Below are 14,442 nucleotides of genomic sequence, written 5' to 3'. Positions count from 1 at the left end.
CAGACCGCGCGCACAACGCCGCCACCACCGCTCCCCCAGCCCCAGGAACTCACGCCGGAGCTCCAGCGCGTGGCCGCCGCGCTCCTCGCCGACCTGCGCCGCCACGCACCTCAACTGGTCCTCTCCGAGCACGACATCCACGCCCTCGCTCCCGGCGTCGCCACCTGGCTCGAACGCGACGCACACCCCGACACCGTCCGCCACACCCTCACCACCGACCTCCCGAGCCCCCTGAAACACCCCGCCAAGCTCCTGCGCCACCGCATCACCACGCTCCTGCCACCACCGCTCCCGGGAGCGCAGGACGTCGCCGCACTCGCACGCCCCGGCGTCATCGTCATCCCGCTCCAGAACTGCGACGGCTGCGACCGCGCCTTCCGCTCCCGCCACCCCGGCCACTGCCGCGACTGCCTGACAGACCTCCACACAGCCGCCTGACCGGAACATCACCCACGACCCGAACGGACCTCCATGGTCAGCTCGCCACATGAGGCAATGCACCGCATCTTCCAGGAGTACCCGGGGCTCTTCTCCCGCGTATCCGAAGTACTCGGTGTCGACATCCCACCACCCACCTCGGCCACCGCCCTGCCCACCGACCTCACCGAGGCCCGTCCCGTCGAACGCCGGGTGGACACCCTCCTGCGCATCGAGACGGAGCACGACGGACCCTTCGTTCTCGCCATTGAGGCCCAGGGCAAGAAGGACCCGCGCAAGACAGCCAGCTGGCCGTACTACGTCAGCTACCTCCACAACAGGTACGGGTTACCCGTCCTGCTGCTGGTCGTCTGCCAGGATCAGGCCACCGCCGAATGGGCCGCGCGGCCCATCTCCATCGGGGTCCGTCAATGGCAGACACTCACCCTGAACCCCCTCGTCGCGGGGCCGCACAACATGCCGGTCATCACCGACGTGGCCGAGGCCCGCAAGGACCTCGCGCTCGCCACCCTGGCCGCCATCACACACGCTGACAATCCGGACGTCGGTGCCATACTGAAAACCCTGTCCGCCGCACTGCGGGACACACCGGAAGCAATCGCCGACCCCATCGTCGAACTCACCGCACAGGGCCTGGGCAACCGCCCGGCCGCACAACAGTGGAGGAACCTGGTGGCCGTGGATCTCTCTTTCTACAAGTCCCCCCTCTCGGAAGAAATCCGGGACGAAGGCCGGGCGGAGGGCCGGGCAGAAGGACTCTTGCTGGTCCTCGAAGCACGCGGCATCGCCCTTGACGAAGAGACCCGCGAGAAGATCACCGGCTGCGACGACCCCCAGCTCCTGCGCCAGTGGCTCAACCGCGCCGCCACCGCCACCACCGTCGAGGACGTCTTCACCGGGGAGTGACCCAGCCCGGTCTCCCCGCCCCGGGCAGGCGGCGTGCGAGTCGGCTTGGCTCAGGTCGCGCGGTTTCCCGTTCCGTCAACCGCGATTGCTTGACCGATGCTCCCGGCCATCGGGAGCATCAACCCAGATGCCGGGTACCGGCAGCGGCAGCGGCACAGAAGAGGAGAGGAGATCTCAGACCATGAAGGTCACCAAGCTGGTCAGCACGTGTGACATCAAGGACTGCCCGACGATCTACGCGACAGATCGCGGCACCCTCTTGGTGCAGGGCGAGACCCCGGCCGATCACGGACTTCGGCTTCCCGCTCACGAAACCCTCGTCGAGATCCCGATCGAACTGATCCGGAAGGCCATCCGTGACAACCTCGTCTAGGACTCTCGGCGACCTCTTCGACACGTTCAAGCACGAGTCGTTCCGGCTGGAAACCCTGGACGACTACAGCAGGTCGGGAAGCGTCGACGCCTATCACGCGTTCCTGGCCGGGGAGCCGCAGCCGGACAACTACAACGCCGACTGGGTCGAAGAGCTCCGCTCCCACACCGGGAAGGGAAAGCGGGTATACCGGGTGCACATTCTCTCCCGCCCACTCACGGACTATCTCAGGTTCGAACTCGGCTGGGGCTACCAAAAGAATGTGACCGGGGGCGAAGAATTCTTCATCCTCGACATCACCGACAGACCCAACCCCTTGGAGAGCGTTCCGGACTTTTGGCTCTTCGACTCTGAATCCGTGGCCGTCATGAACTACGACGGAAGCGGGGGGTACCTGGGATCCGAATCTCTGCCGCCGGAACGAACGGCAGAATTCACACGCTACCGCGACGCGGCACTCGCGCACGCTGAACCATTCGCCGAATGGTGGGCCAAGCACAGGGCGTGAACAGAGCACAGCTTGGAGCCGCGCTGCGGGCGCTGCGAGTGGCATCCGGGAAGGAAGCCAAAGCAGTGGCACGCAGCGCCCTCATGTCTCCGTCCAAACTGTCCAAGATCGAGAATGCGAAGCTCGCGGCCGGCGCGACGGATGTGGAGCGCATCCTGACAGCCATCGGCGTCTCGGACGAGGTCAAGGCGGAGTACGCAGAGGCCGCCCGCACCTCGGCGACGGAAGCGACGGCATGGCGACTCCTGAAGCGCATCGGAGTCCACAAAGGCCAGCAGGCCGCCAAGGCTCTGGAAGCCCAGATGTCGATGCTGCGGCTGTTCCAACCGGCACTGGTTCCCGGCCTGCTCCAGACGCCGGAGTACATCCGAGCTGTTCTGCGACGTCATCGGCTGAGCGAGGAAGCGCTGGCACGGACGATCAGCGGGAGGCTCGAACGCCAGGCAGTCCTATACGACAGCACGAAGGCACTGCGGTTCGTCATCACGGAACCTGTCCTTCGGTGGCAAATCGTCCCGCCACAGATGATGGCTGCACAGCTCGACCGCATCGTTTCCATTTCACGACTCCCCCATGTGGACATCCGCATAGTTCCCCTGCGGGTTCGGCAGCACGACATCGCAAATCACGCATTCGTCATCCGCGACGGCAGAATGGTCACGATAGAAACCGTCCACGCAGAGGTGGTCGTCACGGACCCCAGAGATGTGGAGCTCTACGTCGATAAGTTTGAAGCATTCGAGCAGGCGGCACTGTCCGGCGGCGAAATGTGGAGCTTGGTCGAGGATATCCGCGACGGATTTTTGCGGGAACAGGAAACAGGCTAGAGCCGCACCTGCGAGCCACCGAAAATGGCTCCATGGAGAGCGAAGAGAGAAATCCCGGCCCTCAGCTTCGGGCAACAGCAGGAACGTACCTGGGCGAACTCCCAAGTGAGCCCCCAGCGGTACCCGGCTGCCCTGACTGCCTGCCTCTGTCCGTTGCCCGCAAGAACGCGCGGTCCACGGGGGACCACAGTGCCGCGTCCGACTGCAACGTCAAGCTGCGTCGGCACCAAGCGGAAGCGCACTGACGGATATGCAGACATGGCGTGGTAGCGGACAGCCCAGGCGCTTCGCATCGCGGCCGAGGCGCGAAGTCTGACGGCCGCCGCCGAGGAATCCGGGTCGTAGCTCCGAGAGCATCGCGCGCTCGCCTCCCTATCTCCCTTGAGCTCCCGTCCGACATGGGCGGCGGCGGCCAGCCGTGGCCGTGATCAGTTGGGCAGGAAGGTGCAGTGATGCTGGACGGAACCGATCTGTACGCACTCGATATCAACGGGGCCTCGTTCGTGAAGGCCTGTGGCGGCCCCTGCACCGAAGGATGCGTGACCCTGGCCCGCATCGGCGACGACGCTTGGGCCGTCGGTGACAGCAAGCGGCCGGACGCGCAGCCGCTGCGCTTCACCACGGAGGAATTGGACGCGGCCGGAATCGACCCGGCGCGGTTCGGCCTGAACGTCTGATTCTCCGCCCTCTCCAACCGGCTCCGGCCACTCTCCGTAAGACCGGAGCCGGTTGGTCCTGCGACCTCCACCCCTGGACGGGAACAACTGGTGCACCATCACGGCTACCTGTGGACCGGCCCCAAAGAGCGCTTTGATCAGGAGGCACTACGACGGCCCCCGTATCCTGAGCCGCCCCCTGCGGAGAGCGGACCAGAACTGATTCAGCGGCACCGCGAGGTAGCCGCAGAGTTTCCTATTTCTGATCTGCCACCGCTGGAAACGGTGTACTGGCTGGTCAAGCCGCGTTCCTTGGTTCGTGGCACGTGGGATGAGGCGAAGGAAGCAGCCTCATGGCTCGGTGAGCGGTTGGCGGAGTACGCCTCTCGGTGCGCGTCGGAGAGGGACCAGGACGCCACGCGTCTGGCCCAGCTGGTGAACGCTGCTGCCGAACAACTGCACTCGGGTGGTGACGTGTCGTACGGCTGCTACCTCGAACGCCCCTCGTATCTGTCCCTGGCAGTAGTGACGTGTTCCCCTAATCGTGCGATTCCTGAACTGGCCTGTCCGATCATGTAGTCGAAGCAACGCAGAGATCGCGGCAGGACTGTCATCGCGACGGCGCCGAAGCCCGGCGTGGACGGCCCCACGCAGGCATCAGAGTTCGCTTGATCGACGTACGAGAACAGCCCCCGGCTCCGTGCCGGGGGCTGCATGGTTCGTCAAAGGTGCCCCTCGAACCTTCGGAACAGCCTCTGAACTGCGAAAGCAACCGCTACGGCAGGTTCCTCGCCATGACGATCCGCTGGACCTGGTTCGTGCCCTCGTAGATCTGGGTGATCTTCGCGTCCCGCATCATCCGCTCCACCGGGTAGTCCCGCGTGTAGCCGTAGCCGCCGAGCAGCTGGACCGCGTCCGTGGTGATCTCCATCGCCACGTCGGAGGCGAAGCACTTGGCCGCTGCGCCGAAGAAGGTGAGGTCGCCGTCGAGGCGTTCGGACTTGGCGGCGGCGGAGTAGGTGAGCTGGCGGGCCGCCTCCAACTTCATGGCCATGTCGGCGAGCATGAACTGGATGCCCTGGAAGTCGGCGATCGGCTTGCCGAACTGCTTGCGCTCCTGGACGTAGCCCTTGGCGTAGTCGAGGGCGCCCTGCGCGATGCCGAGGGCCTGGGCCGCGATGGTGATGCGGGTGTGGTCCAGGGTCTTCATCGCGGTGGCGAAGCCGGTGCCCTCCTCGCCGATCATGCGGTCGGCGGGGATGCGGACGTTGTCGAAGTAGACCTCGCGGGTCGGCGAGCCCTTGATGCCGAGCTTCTTCTCCGGGGCGCCGAAGGAGACGCCCTCGTCCGACTTCTCGACGACGAAGGCCGAGATGCCCTTGGAGCGCTTGGTCGGGTCGGTGACGGCCATGACCGTGTAGTACTCGGAGACGCCCGCGTTGGTGATCCAGCGCTTCACGCCGTTGAGCACCCAGAAGTCGCCGTCACGGACGGCCTTGGTCTTCATGCCGGCCGCGTCGGAACCCGCGTCGGGCTCGGAGAGGCAGTACGAGAACATGCCGTCGCCCTTGGCCAGCGGGCCCAGGTACTTCTTCTTCAGGTCCTCGGAGCCGGAGAGGATCACCGGGAGGGAGCCCAGCTTGTTCACGGCCGGGATGAGGGAGGACGAGGCACAGACGCGGGCCACCTCCTCGATCACGATGACCGTGGCCAGCGCGTCGGCACCCGCGCCGCCGTAGGCCTCGGGCACGTGCACCGCGTGCAGGTCCGCCGCGGTCAGGGCGTCCAGCGCCTCCTGCGGGAAGCGCGCCTCCTCGTCGACCGCCGCCGCGTGCGGGGCGATCTTCGCCTCGGCGAGCGCACGCACCGTCTCCCGGAGCATCTCGTGCTCCTCGGCCGGACGGTACAGGTCGAAATCGGTCGAACCCGCCAAGACGCTCACTCCCCAAGACGCTAACTACCGTTAAGTAACCCAATTTTAGAGCGCTGCGCCCGCGATGGCCTATGCAAAGCCCGCGTGAGCTTCACGACAGGGGGTCGGAAAGCGTGGGCGATGCCGGGCGGACGGCCGGAATCCGGGCCTTCGGGAGCACGACTATGCTCGTTCACCGCACGTCCGTCCGCATCTTCCAGGAGCGTTCCATGGCCCTCAGGATCACTGTGATCGGCACCGGCTACCTCGGCGCCACCCACGCCGCGGCCATGGCGGAACTGGGCTTCGAAGTGCTCGGCCTCGATGTCGTGCCCGAGAAGATCGAGATGCTCGCCGCCGGCAGGGTTCCGATGTACGAGCCGGGGCTGGAAGAGCTGCTGAGCAAGCACGTCGAGGGTATCGAGGGGTCCACCGGACGGCTGCGGTTCACCACCTCCCCCGAGGAGGTGGCGGCCTTCGGCGATGTGCACTTCGTCTGTGTGAACACTCCGCAGAAGCACGGCGAGTACGCCTGTGACATGAGCTACGTGGACACCGCGTTCGAGTCTCTGGCACCGCACCTGACCCGGCCCGCCCTGGTCGTCGGGAAGTCCACCGTCCCGGTGGGCTCGGCGGCCCGGCTCGCGGCGCGGCTGGCGGAGCTGGCGCCGGTGGGCGCCGAGGCGGAGCTGGCCTGGAACCCGGAGTTCCTGCGCGAGGGCTTCGCCGTGAACGACACCCTGCACCCGGATCGGATCGTCGTCGGCGTGGCGAGCGAGCGGGCCGAGAAGCTGCTGCGCGAGGTGTACGCGGTGCCGGTCGCCGAGGGGTCGCCGTTCGTGGTGACGGACTTCCCGACCGCCGAGCTGGTGAAGACCGCGGCCAATTCCTTCCTGGCCACGAAGATCTCGTTCATCAACGCGATGGCGGAGGTCTGCGAGGCCGCCGACGGCGATGTGAAGAAGCTGGCCGAGGCGATCGGGCACGACGAGCGGATCGGTTCGAAGTTCCTGCGGGCCGGGATCGGCTTCGGCGGCGGCTGCCTGCCCAAGGACATCCGGGCCTTCATGGCACGCGCCGGCGAGCTGGGCGCGGACCAGGCGCTGACCTTCCTGCGCGAGGTCGACTCGATCAACATGCGCCGCCGCGGCCACATGGTGGAGCTGGCCCGCGAGGCCGTGGGCGGCGATTCGTTCCTCGGCAAGCGGGTGGCGGTGCTGGGCGCGGCGTTCAAGCCGGACTCGGACGACGTACGGGACTCGCCGGCGCTGAACGTGGCCGGGCAGATCCACCTCCAGGGCGCCCAGGTCACGGTCTTCGACCCGAAGGGCATGGACAACGCCCGGCGGCTCTTCCCGACCCTCGGCTATGCGGACACGGCGCTGGACGCGGTGCGCGGCGCGGATGTGGTGCTGCACCTGACGGAGTGGCGGGAGTTCCGCGAGCTCGACCCGGCGGCGCTCGGCGAGGTCGCGTCCCGCCGGATCATCCTGGACGGCCGCAACGCGCTGGACAGCGAGCTGTGGCGCAAGGCCGGCTGGACGTACCGGGCGATGGGACGCCCGACGGCCTGAGGCTGGGAGAGCGGGGAGCGCGGGGAGCGCGGGGACCAGGGCCGGAGGGCGGCACCGTGGACCAAAGGCCGGTGCCGAAGACCGGGACCGGAGACCGGGAAGTGGAGCCTCAGCCGCGCTTCGCCCTGTAGGTGCGCATCTTGGCGCGGGCGCCGCACACCGACATGGAGCACCAGCGCCGGCGCCCCGCCGGGCTGCGGTCGTAGTACACCCAGCGGCAGTCCTCCGCCTCGCACGCCTTGAGCCGGGCCCAGGTGCCGTCGGCCGCGGCGCCGGCGATGGCCGCGGCGACGCGGGCGGTCAGCCCGGCCGGTTCGGTGGCGGGGCGCAGTGCGGCGGCGCCCGCCGCGTCCACGGTGACGCGCAGCGGCGCCCCGGCGAGCAGCCGGTCGAGCGGGGGCGCGGCATCGCCCGGCGGGCGGTGGCCGGCATGGGCCAGGCAGGCGGTACGGAGCGCCTCGCGCAGCTCCCGGGCCTCGGGGACGTCCCGCTCGGTGAGACCGAAGGCGGCGCGCCCGTCCGCCGTGTCGAGTGTGTCCGCGCCCGTCTCGACGTCCAGGGTGTTGACCAGGGTCTCGATCAGTACGAGTTCCCCGGGCGCGGAATCCTTCTCACTCATGGTGCGACCTCATGGTTGCGACGTTACCTCCTTTGCGGGAGCATGCAGTAACGGTTACCTGCTGAGGGCCTCTACGGGTAACCCGCTGTATTCATTCGTCCGGAGGAGGAATTGTCATGGCTGTCGCCACCCTGGGTGCCGTCGTCCTGGACTGCCCAGACGCCGCCGCGCTCGCGAGCTTCTACGCCGGGCTGCTCGGCGGTGAGATCACGCCCGGTGAGGACGACGGCTGGCTGGAGCTGACCGGGACCGGGGGCACGCTGCTCGCGTTCCAGGACGCTCCCGGCTTCGTACCGCCGCGGTGGCCGAGCGCGGACGCCTCGCAGCAGATCCATCTGGACCTGACCGTGCCGGATCTGGACGCGGCGGAGAAGGAAGTGCTCGCGCTGGGCGCCACGGTGCTGGAGGCGGAGGACCGGGAGCGGAGCTTCCGGGTCTACGCGGACCCGGCGGGCCACCCGTCGACGGCTCAGACGGCCGCGCCGTCCAGCTGCTCGATCGTGGCGTGCGACGGGGCGCGCCGGCTGCGCAGCTCGCGCGCCACGTCCTCGGCGTCGCGCAGCACCCGTACGGCGTTGCGCCAGGTGAGCTTGGCGAGGTCGGCGTCGGACCAGCCGCGGCCGAGGAGCTCCGCGATCAGGTTCGGGTAGCCGGCGACGTCCTGGAGACCGTCGGGCAGGAAGGCCGTTCCGTCGTAGTCGCCGCCGATGCCGATGTGGTCGATGCCGGCGACCTCGCGCATGTGGTCGAGGTGGTCGGCGATGGTCGCCACGGTGGCCATCGGACGCGGGTGGGCCGCCTCGAAGTCGGCGTGCACCCGCATGGCCTGCGAGGTGGTGTCGAGGTGGTGCAGGCCGTGCGCGCGCATGTTCGCGTCCGCGGCCTGCGTCCAGGCGACGGCCGCCGGCAGGACGAACTTCGGCACGAAGGTGGCCATGGCGATGCCGCCGTTGACCCGGAGCCTGCCGAGGACGTCGTCGGGGATGTTGCGCGGGTGGTCGCAGATCGCCCGCGCCGAGGAGTGCGAGAAGATCACCGGCGCCGTGGAGGTGTCGAGCGCGTCGCGCATCGTGCCGGCCGCCACGTGGGAGAGGTCGACCAGCATGCCGGTGCGGTTCATCTCGCGTACGACCTCGTGGCCGAACGGCGAGAGGCCACCGATGCGGGGAGCGTCGGTCGCCGAGTCCGCCCACGCGATGTTGTCGTTGTGGGTGAGCGTCATGTAGCGGACGCCCAGGGTGTGCAGGGCGCGCAGGGTGCCCAGCGAGTTGTTGATGGAGTGGCCGCCCTCGGCGCCCATCAGGGAGGCGATCCGGCCCTCGGCGCGGGCCGCCTCCATGTCGTCGGCGGTGAACGCGCGCCGCAGGTCGGCGGGGTGCCGGACGATCAGCTCGTCGACCACGTCGATCTGCTCCAGCGTGGCGCTGACGGCCTCGTCGCCCGCCATGTCGGTCCGTACGTAGACGGACCAGAACTGGGCGCCGACGCCGCCCGCGCGCAGCCGCGGGATGTCGGTGTGCAGATGGGCGGACTGGTCCTTGGCGATGTCACGGGCGTCCAGGTCGTAGCCGACCTGCTCGCGCAGCGCCCACGGCAGGTCGTTGTGACCGTCGACGACGGGGTACTCGGCGAGGAGCCGCCGTGCCCGCTCCAGCCGGGCCGCCTGCTGTGCCTGCTCCACGGCGGCCTACTTCCCGAAGCCGAAGGAGTCGGCGCCCTGGACCTTGCTCCGGAGCCGCTTGCCCTTCTCCGTCGCCTGGTCGTTCAGCTCCTGCTGGAACTCCCGCATCCGGGCCAGCAGTTCGCCGTCGTGGGCCGCGAGGATCCGGGCGGCGAGCAGACCGGCGTTGCGCGCGCCGCCGACCGACACGGTCGCAACCGGCACACCGGCGGGCATCTGCACGATGGAGAGCAGGCTGTCCATGCCGTCCAGGTACTTCAGCGGGACCGGTACGCCGATGACCGGCAGCGGGGTCACCGAGGCGAGCATGCCGGGGAGGTGGGCGGCACCGCCCGCGCCCGCGATGATCGCCTTCAGACCTCGCCCCGCCGCCTGCTCGCCGTACGCGATCATCTCGTGCGGCATGCGGTGGGCGGAGACGACGTCGACCTCGTGGGGGATCTCGAACTCGTCGAGGGCCTTGGCCGCTGCTTCCATGACGGGCCAGTCGGAGTCCGAGCCCATGACGATGCCGACGACGGGCGCGGCGGTGGCGGGGGAGGTCATTCGGTGATCGTTCCTCGCAGGTAGTCGGCCGCGTGCCGGGCGCGCTCCCGCACGTCCGCCAGATCGTCGCCGTAGGTGTTGACGTGTCCCACCTTGCGGCCGGGCTTCACGTCCTTGCCGTACATGTGGATCTTGAGCTGCGGGTCGCGGGCCATGCAGTGCAGGTACGCCTGGTACATGTCCGGGAAGTCGCCGCCGAGGACGTTGGACATGACTGTCCAGGTGGCGCGCGGGCGCGGGTCGCCGAGCGGCAGGTCGAGCACGGCCCGGACATGGTTGGCGAACTGGGAGGTGATCGCGCCGTCCTGGGTCCAGTGGCCGGAGTTGTGCGGGCGCATCGCCAGCTCGTTGACCAGGATGCCGGGCTTCCCGTCGGGTCCGCGCGTCTCGAAGAGCTCGACGGCGAGGTGGCCCACGACGCCCAGCTCGGCGGCGATCCGCAGCGCGAGCTGCTGGGCCTCGCCGGCCAGGTGCTCGTCCAGCTCCGGCGCCGGGGCGATCACCGTGTCGCAGACGCCGTCGACCTGGATCGACTCGACGACCGGGTAGGCGACGGCCTGGCCGTGCGGCGAGCGGACGATGTTGGCCGCCAGCTCCCGTACGAAGTCGACCTTCTCCTCGGCGAGGACCGCCACGCCGGCCCGGAACGGGTCGGCCGCGTCCGCCTCGGAGCGGACCACCCAGACGCCCTTGCCGTCGTAGCCGCCGCGGACCGTCTTGAGGATCACGGGGAAGCCGCCGACCTCGTCCGCGAAGGCCGCGGCGTCGGCCGGGTCCGTCACGATGCGGTGCCGGGGGCAGGGCGCGCCGATCTCGGTGAGCTTCGCGCGCATCACCCCCTTGTCCTGGGCGTGCACCAGCGCGTCGGGACCGGGGCGCACGGGGATGCCGTCCGCCTCCAGGGCCCGCAGGTGCTCGGTGGGCACGTGCTCGTGATCGAAGGTGATCACGTCACAGCCGCGCGCGAAGGCGCGCAGCGTGTCCAGGTCGCGATAGTCGCCCACGACGACTTCGCTCACCACCTGGGCCGCCGAGTCCTGGGGGGTGTCACTGAGGAGCTTGAACTTGATGCCGAGGGGGATGCCCGCCTCGTGGGTCATACGGGCGAGCTGACCGCCACCGACCATGCCGACTACCGGGAACGTCACTCCTCCAGGGTATCCGCCGCCCCGGGAAGCTCCCGACGACGCCCTCCTGCCTCCCCGGGCCGGGCCGTCGTGTCACAGCATCGCCACACCGCTCACGGCATCCACGGGCGGCCCGTGGACGGGCTGGTTAGCATGACTGGATCCATACAACCGGCGTACACGTGAGCGACATCCACACGACCGGCGTCCACGCGAGCGACAGACGGGCTGAGCGATCACCATGAGCGAACGGGGCTCCCTGCGGACCCGGCTGGAGCTGCTGGCCCGGGAAGTCGCCAAGTTCGGCGTGGTCGGCGGGGTCGGCCTGGTGGTCAACATCGTGGTGTCGAACCTGCTCTGGCGCTACACCGCCATCCCGACGGTACGGGCCGGTCTGCTGGCCACCTTCGTCGCCGTCCTGGGCAACTACATCGGCTTCCGGTACTGGACCTACCGGGACCGCGACAAGAGCGGACGGACCCGCGAGCTGACGCTGTTCCTGGTGTTCAGCGCGGTGGGTGCGGTCATCGAGACCGGTGTGCTCTACACCGCGACGTACGGCTTCGGGTGGGACACCCCGGTCCAGAGCAATGTCTTCAAGATCCTCGGGATCGGCATCGCGACGCTGTTCCGCTTCTGGTCCTACCGGACGTGGGTGTTCAAGGCGCTGCCCGTCGGGGCTGCGAAGGCCGCGCCGGGCGTCGAGGGGGTCGTGAGGCAGGGGCGGACGGAGCGGGTACCGCGGGTCGAGGCGGATTCGGCGGCGCGTCGCTGAGGGGCGGTCCCGCGGCGGATCGCGGCCGCCCGCCGCTCACCGCACCGGGCGTTCCGGCTCCTGCCGCTTCAGGGCCACCCGGCTGAGGAACAGGGCGAAGACCGCGGGCTGCTGCTGGAGCAGTTCCAGGCGGCCGCCGTCCGCCTCCGCGAGGTCCCTGGCCACCGCGAGGCCGATGCCGGTGGAATTGCGTCCGCTGATCGTCCGCTCGAAGATCCGGGCGCCCAGGTCGGGGCGAACCCCCGGACCCTCGTCCGTGACCTCGATCACCGCCTGGTTGCCGGTGACCCGGGTGCGCAGCGCGACCGTGCCGCCGCCGTGCATCAGCGAGTTCTCGATCAGCGCGGCCAGCACCTGGGCCACGGCGCCGGGCGTGCCGACGGCCCGCAGCCCCTGCTTGCCGGAGCGGACGATGGCCCGGCCCGCGCTGCGGTAGGCGGGACGCCACTCCTCGATCTGCTGCTTGACGACCTCGTCGAGGTCGAAGACGACGGCGGAGCCGGTACGCGGATCACGGGCGTTGGTCAGCAGCCGCTCCACCACGTCGGTGAGCCGCTCGACCTGGGTGAGGGCGATGTTCGCCTCCTCCTTCACCGTGTCCGGGTCGTCGGTGACCGAGATCTCCTCGATCCGCATGGAGAGCGCGGTGAGCGGCGTACGGAGCTGGTGCGAGGCGTCGGCGGCCAGCCGGCGTTCCGCGGTCAGCATCCGGGCGATCCGTTCGGCGGAGGAGTCCAGGACATCGGCGACCCGGTCCAGCTCCGGCACCCCGTACCGCTTGTGGCGCGGCCGGGGGTCGCCGGAGCCCAGGCGTTCGGCGGTCTCGGCCAGGTCGGTCAGCGGTGAGGTCAGTTTGTTGGCCTGGCGTACGGCCAGGAGCACGGCGGAGACGATGGCCAGCAGCGCCACCGCGCCGATGATCATCAGGGTGCGGCCGACCTCGCGGGTGACCGCGGAGCTGGACTCCTCGACGGTGACCTTCTCGCCGCGCTCCCCCTCGGCCGTGCTGCTGATCACACTGCCGGTGGGGCGCTTGCCCACTTCGAGCGGGGCCCTGCCGGGGATCTTGACCAGCGCGTAGCGCTTGCTGGTGATCTGCTGGGACAGCAGTACGGGGGTGATCCGCTCGTCCTCCAGCAGCCGGCTCTCGACGACGCTGATCAGCCGCAGCGCATCGGAGTCGACGCTTTCCTGGGCGCTGTTGCTGATGGTGCGGGTCTCGACGATGACGAGGGAGACGCCGAAGACGGCGATCACCACGAGCACCACGGCGAGTGTGGAGTTGATCAGTCTGCGGCGCATGATTGCTTCTGCTCGTCGGCTCTTCCCGGAACGGTGGCCCCCCTCGGAACGTCAGCTCTTCTCGAAGCGGAAGCCGACGCCCCGTACGGTCGCGATGTAGCGGGGGTTGGCGGCGTCGTCGCCGAGCTTCTTGCGGAGCCAGGAGATGTGCATGTCTAGGGTCTTGGTCGACGACCACCAGGTGGTGTCCCAGACCTCGCGCATCAGCTGGTCCCGGGTGACGACCCGGCCGGCGTCCCGGACCAGAACCCGCAGCAGGTCGAACTCCTTGGCGGTGAGCTGGAGTTCCTCCTCGCCCATCCAGGCGCGGTGCGACTCGACGTCGATCCGGACGCCGTGCGTCGCGGGCTGCGGCGCGGGCTCCGTGGCGCCGCGGCGCAGCAGGGCCCGGACCCGGGCGAGGAGTTCGGCGAGGCGGAAGGGCTTGGTGACGTAGTCGTCGGCACCGGCGTCGAGGCCGACGACGGTGTCCACCTCGTCGGCGCGGGCGGTCAGCACCAGGATCGGCACGGTGTGACCCTCGGCACGGAGCCTGCGGGCCACTTCGAGGCCGTCCATCCCGGGCAGCCCCAGGTCGAGCACGACCAGGTCGATTCCGCCCTGGAGGCCGGCGTCGAGTGCGGTCGGACCGTCTTCGCGGACCTCGACCTCGTAACCCTCCCGACGCAGTGCGCGGGCCAGCGGCTCCGAGATGGATGCATCGTCCTCGGCGAGCAGTACACGGGTCATGGAGTGATGGTAGTCCGCGCGGGGCGGCTGCCGTGAGGTGATCCACAAGCCCTGCGGGTCCATGGAACAAACGGATCTTCGCCTTTGAATGTGCGGGCTTGGTTCCATCGATACCTGTGATCCATCTCTCAAGTCCTTTCATATCCGGCTCTGTCGTGGCGTATGGTTGCTCGACGCCTGTTGCACTACTCAAGGACCCTTGGGCAGCTTTTAGCGCCGAGGGTCTCTTTTATGGGCCGACTGGTACCCGCCAGTCGCGAATTCAGTGAATGACCTGTGGCCGGGCCCGGAACGCGAGGATGCGCACCGGGCGTGGATCCCGACACGGTCGGTCCCCGTCTCCTCCAGCCGGCTCCTTCGCGAGCCGGGCGGTCGGGGCGAATCCCTCTCGGGCGTGAGGGGTGGGACGTACCCGTGCCGGTGCCGGCCTCCCCCCACCGGGCGCACCACGCTCACAAGGCGTCGCGTC

Annotated in this window: 15 protein-coding genes and 2 pseudogenes; 10 read left to right on the top strand and 7 right to left on the bottom strand. The window is 69.1% G+C overall.

All coding sequences use genetic code 11. The features are described 5' to 3' along the window. From AADR41_RS16575 to AADR41_RS16545, 7 genes and pseudogenes are all read left to right on the top strand, one after another. A pseudogene (locus AADR41_RS16575) lies at positions 1 to 438 on the top strand (helix-turn-helix domain-containing protein); the annotation flags it as partial. A 33-nt stretch (positions 439 to 471) separates the two neighbouring features. Beyond that, complete coding sequence (locus AADR41_RS16570; RefSeq protein WP_342282159.1) at positions 472 to 1,344, top strand: hypothetical protein; 873 nt, start codon at positions 472 to 474, stop codon at positions 1,342 to 1,344. 181 nt (positions 1,345 to 1,525) lie between these two features. Then, complete coding sequence (locus AADR41_RS16565) at positions 1,526 to 1,717, top strand: hypothetical protein (RefSeq protein WP_342282158.1); 192 nt, start codon at positions 1,526 to 1,528, stop codon at positions 1,715 to 1,717. Then, positions 1,701 to 2,225 (top strand): DUF6879 family protein, encoded by a 525-nt coding sequence (locus AADR41_RS16560; RefSeq protein ID WP_342282157.1) that lies wholly within the window; start codon positions 1,701 to 1,703, stop codon positions 2,223 to 2,225. The genes AADR41_RS16565 and AADR41_RS16560 overlap by 17 nt, the downstream gene beginning before the upstream one ends. Next, positions 2,222 to 3,052 (top strand): helix-turn-helix domain-containing protein, encoded by an 831-nt coding sequence (locus tag AADR41_RS16555; RefSeq protein ID WP_342282156.1) that lies wholly within the window; start codon positions 2,222 to 2,224, stop codon positions 3,050 to 3,052. The genes AADR41_RS16560 and AADR41_RS16555 overlap by 4 nt, the downstream gene beginning before the upstream one ends. A 452-nt stretch (positions 3,053 to 3,504) precedes the next feature. Next, complete coding sequence (locus AADR41_RS16550) at positions 3,505 to 3,729, top strand: DUF397 domain-containing protein (protein ID WP_342282155.1); 225 nt, start codon at positions 3,505 to 3,507, stop codon at positions 3,727 to 3,729. Between the two features lie 90 nt (positions 3,730 to 3,819). Further along, positions 3,820 to 4,287, top strand: a complete 468-nt coding sequence (locus AADR41_RS16545; RefSeq protein WP_342282154.1) for a hypothetical protein — start codon at positions 3,820 to 3,822, stop codon at positions 4,285 to 4,287. 196 nt (positions 4,288 to 4,483) lie between these two features. Here the strand turns inward: AADR41_RS16545 and AADR41_RS16540 are convergent, their stop codons facing one another. Further along, the gene (locus AADR41_RS16540; protein WP_342282166.1) at positions 4,484 to 5,641 is read right to left on the bottom strand and encodes an acyl-CoA dehydrogenase; all 1,158 of its coding nucleotides are present in this window, start codon (positions 5,639 to 5,641) and stop codon (positions 4,484 to 4,486) included. Between the two features lie 209 nt (positions 5,642 to 5,850). Between AADR41_RS16540 and AADR41_RS16535 the strand changes: the two genes are divergently transcribed. After that, entirely contained in the window at positions 5,851 to 7,194 is a 1,344-nt protein-coding gene (locus tag AADR41_RS16535; RefSeq protein ID WP_342282153.1) for a UDP-glucose dehydrogenase family protein, read from the top strand. A gap of 109 nt (positions 7,195 to 7,303) precedes the next feature. On the opposite strand, the gene AADR41_RS16530 is transcribed toward AADR41_RS16535, so the two are convergent. Continuing rightward, positions 7,304 to 7,813 carry a CGNR zinc finger domain-containing protein gene (locus AADR41_RS16530; RefSeq protein ID WP_342282152.1) on the bottom strand — a complete coding sequence of 170 codons (510 nt, stop codon included), beginning with the start codon at positions 7,811 to 7,813 and terminating at the stop codon, positions 7,304 to 7,306. Between the two features lie 116 nt (positions 7,814 to 7,929). Between AADR41_RS16530 and AADR41_RS16525 the strand changes: the two are divergent. After that, positions 7,930 to 8,274, top strand: a pseudogene (locus tag AADR41_RS16525) (VOC family protein); the annotation flags it as partial. Between the two features lie 8 nt (positions 8,275 to 8,282). Here AADR41_RS16525 and AADR41_RS16520 read toward each other — a convergent pair. Genes AADR41_RS16520 through AADR41_RS16510 form a run of 3 tightly spaced genes read right to left on the bottom strand, consistent with a single transcriptional unit; the run spans position 8,283 to position 11,188 of the window. Beyond that, positions 8,283 to 9,494, bottom strand: a complete 1,212-nt coding sequence (locus AADR41_RS16520) for a dipeptidase (RefSeq protein ID WP_342282151.1) — start codon at positions 9,492 to 9,494, stop codon at positions 8,283 to 8,285. 6 nt (positions 9,495 to 9,500) lie between these two features. After that, positions 9,501 to 10,040: a 5-(carboxyamino)imidazole ribonucleotide mutase gene (purE, locus tag AADR41_RS16515; RefSeq protein ID WP_342282150.1), complete on the bottom strand. Its 540-nt coding sequence runs from the start codon at positions 10,038 to 10,040 to the stop codon at positions 9,501 to 9,503. Then, on the bottom strand, positions 10,037 to 11,188 hold the full coding sequence (locus AADR41_RS16510; protein ID WP_342282149.1) for a 5-(carboxyamino)imidazole ribonucleotide synthase: 1,152 nt from the start codon (positions 11,186 to 11,188) through the stop codon (positions 10,037 to 10,039). Before AADR41_RS16510 ends, purE begins: the two co-directional genes overlap by 4 nt. A 220-nt stretch (positions 11,189 to 11,408) precedes the next feature. Here AADR41_RS16510 and AADR41_RS16505 point away from each other — a divergent pair, with 220 nt between their 5' ends. Then, positions 11,409 to 11,942: a GtrA family protein gene (locus tag AADR41_RS16505; protein ID WP_342282148.1), complete on the top strand. Its 534-nt coding sequence runs from the start codon at positions 11,409 to 11,411 to the stop codon at positions 11,940 to 11,942. Between the two features lie 36 nt (positions 11,943 to 11,978). Here AADR41_RS16505 and AADR41_RS16500 read toward each other — a convergent pair whose 3' ends face one another. Then, positions 11,979 to 13,244: an ATP-binding protein gene (locus AADR41_RS16500; RefSeq protein WP_342282147.1), complete on the bottom strand. Its 1,266-nt coding sequence runs from the start codon at positions 13,242 to 13,244 to the stop codon at positions 11,979 to 11,981. 51 nt (positions 13,245 to 13,295) lie between these two features. Further along, a complete protein-coding gene (locus tag AADR41_RS16495; protein ID WP_072488330.1) occupies positions 13,296 to 13,973 on the bottom strand; it encodes a response regulator transcription factor in 678 nt (225 codons plus the stop codon). Positions 13,974 to 14,442: the final 469 nt, after the last annotated feature.

Origin of the sequence: Streptomyces sp. CLV115, from assembly GCF_038448545.1 — a bacterium.
GTDB lineage: Bacteria > Actinomycetota > Actinomycetes > Streptomycetales > Streptomycetaceae > Streptomyces > Streptomyces sanglieri.
Note: the sequence above shows the minus strand (reverse complement) of the source record. Positions and strands in the feature narration are given on the sequence as shown.

Excerpts from the sequence above, each read along its gene's own strand:
- AADR41_RS16535 (WP_342282153.1), top strand. The coding sequence starts at position 5,851 with ATGGCCCTCAGGATCACTGTGATCGGCACCGGCTACCTCGGCGCCACC.
- AADR41_RS16505 (WP_342282148.1), top strand. The coding sequence starts at position 11,409 with ATGAGCGAACGGGGCTCCCTGCGGACCCGGCTGGAGCTGCTGGCCCGG.
- AADR41_RS16565 (WP_342282158.1), top strand. The coding sequence starts at position 1,526 with ATGAAGGTCACCAAGCTGGTCAGCACGTGTGACATCAAGGACTGCCCG.
- AADR41_RS16570 (WP_342282159.1), top strand. The coding sequence starts at position 472 with ATGGTCAGCTCGCCACATGAGGCAATGCACCGCATCTTCCAGGAGTAC.
- AADR41_RS16495 (WP_072488330.1), bottom strand. The coding sequence starts at position 13,973 with ATGACCCGTGTACTGCTCGCCGAGGACGATGCATCCATCTCGGAGCCG.
- AADR41_RS16530 (WP_342282152.1), bottom strand. The coding sequence starts at position 7,813 with ATGAGTGAGAAGGATTCCGCGCCCGGGGAACTCGTACTGATCGAGACC.
- purE (WP_342282150.1), bottom strand. The coding sequence starts at position 10,040 with ATGACCTCCCCCGCCACCGCCGCGCCCGTCGTCGGCATCGTCATGGGC.
- AADR41_RS16550 (WP_342282155.1), top strand. The coding sequence starts at position 3,505 with ATGCTGGACGGAACCGATCTGTACGCACTCGATATCAACGGGGCCTCG.
- AADR41_RS16500 (WP_342282147.1), bottom strand. The coding sequence starts at position 13,244 with ATGCGCCGCAGACTGATCAACTCCACACTCGCCGTGGTGCTCGTGGTG.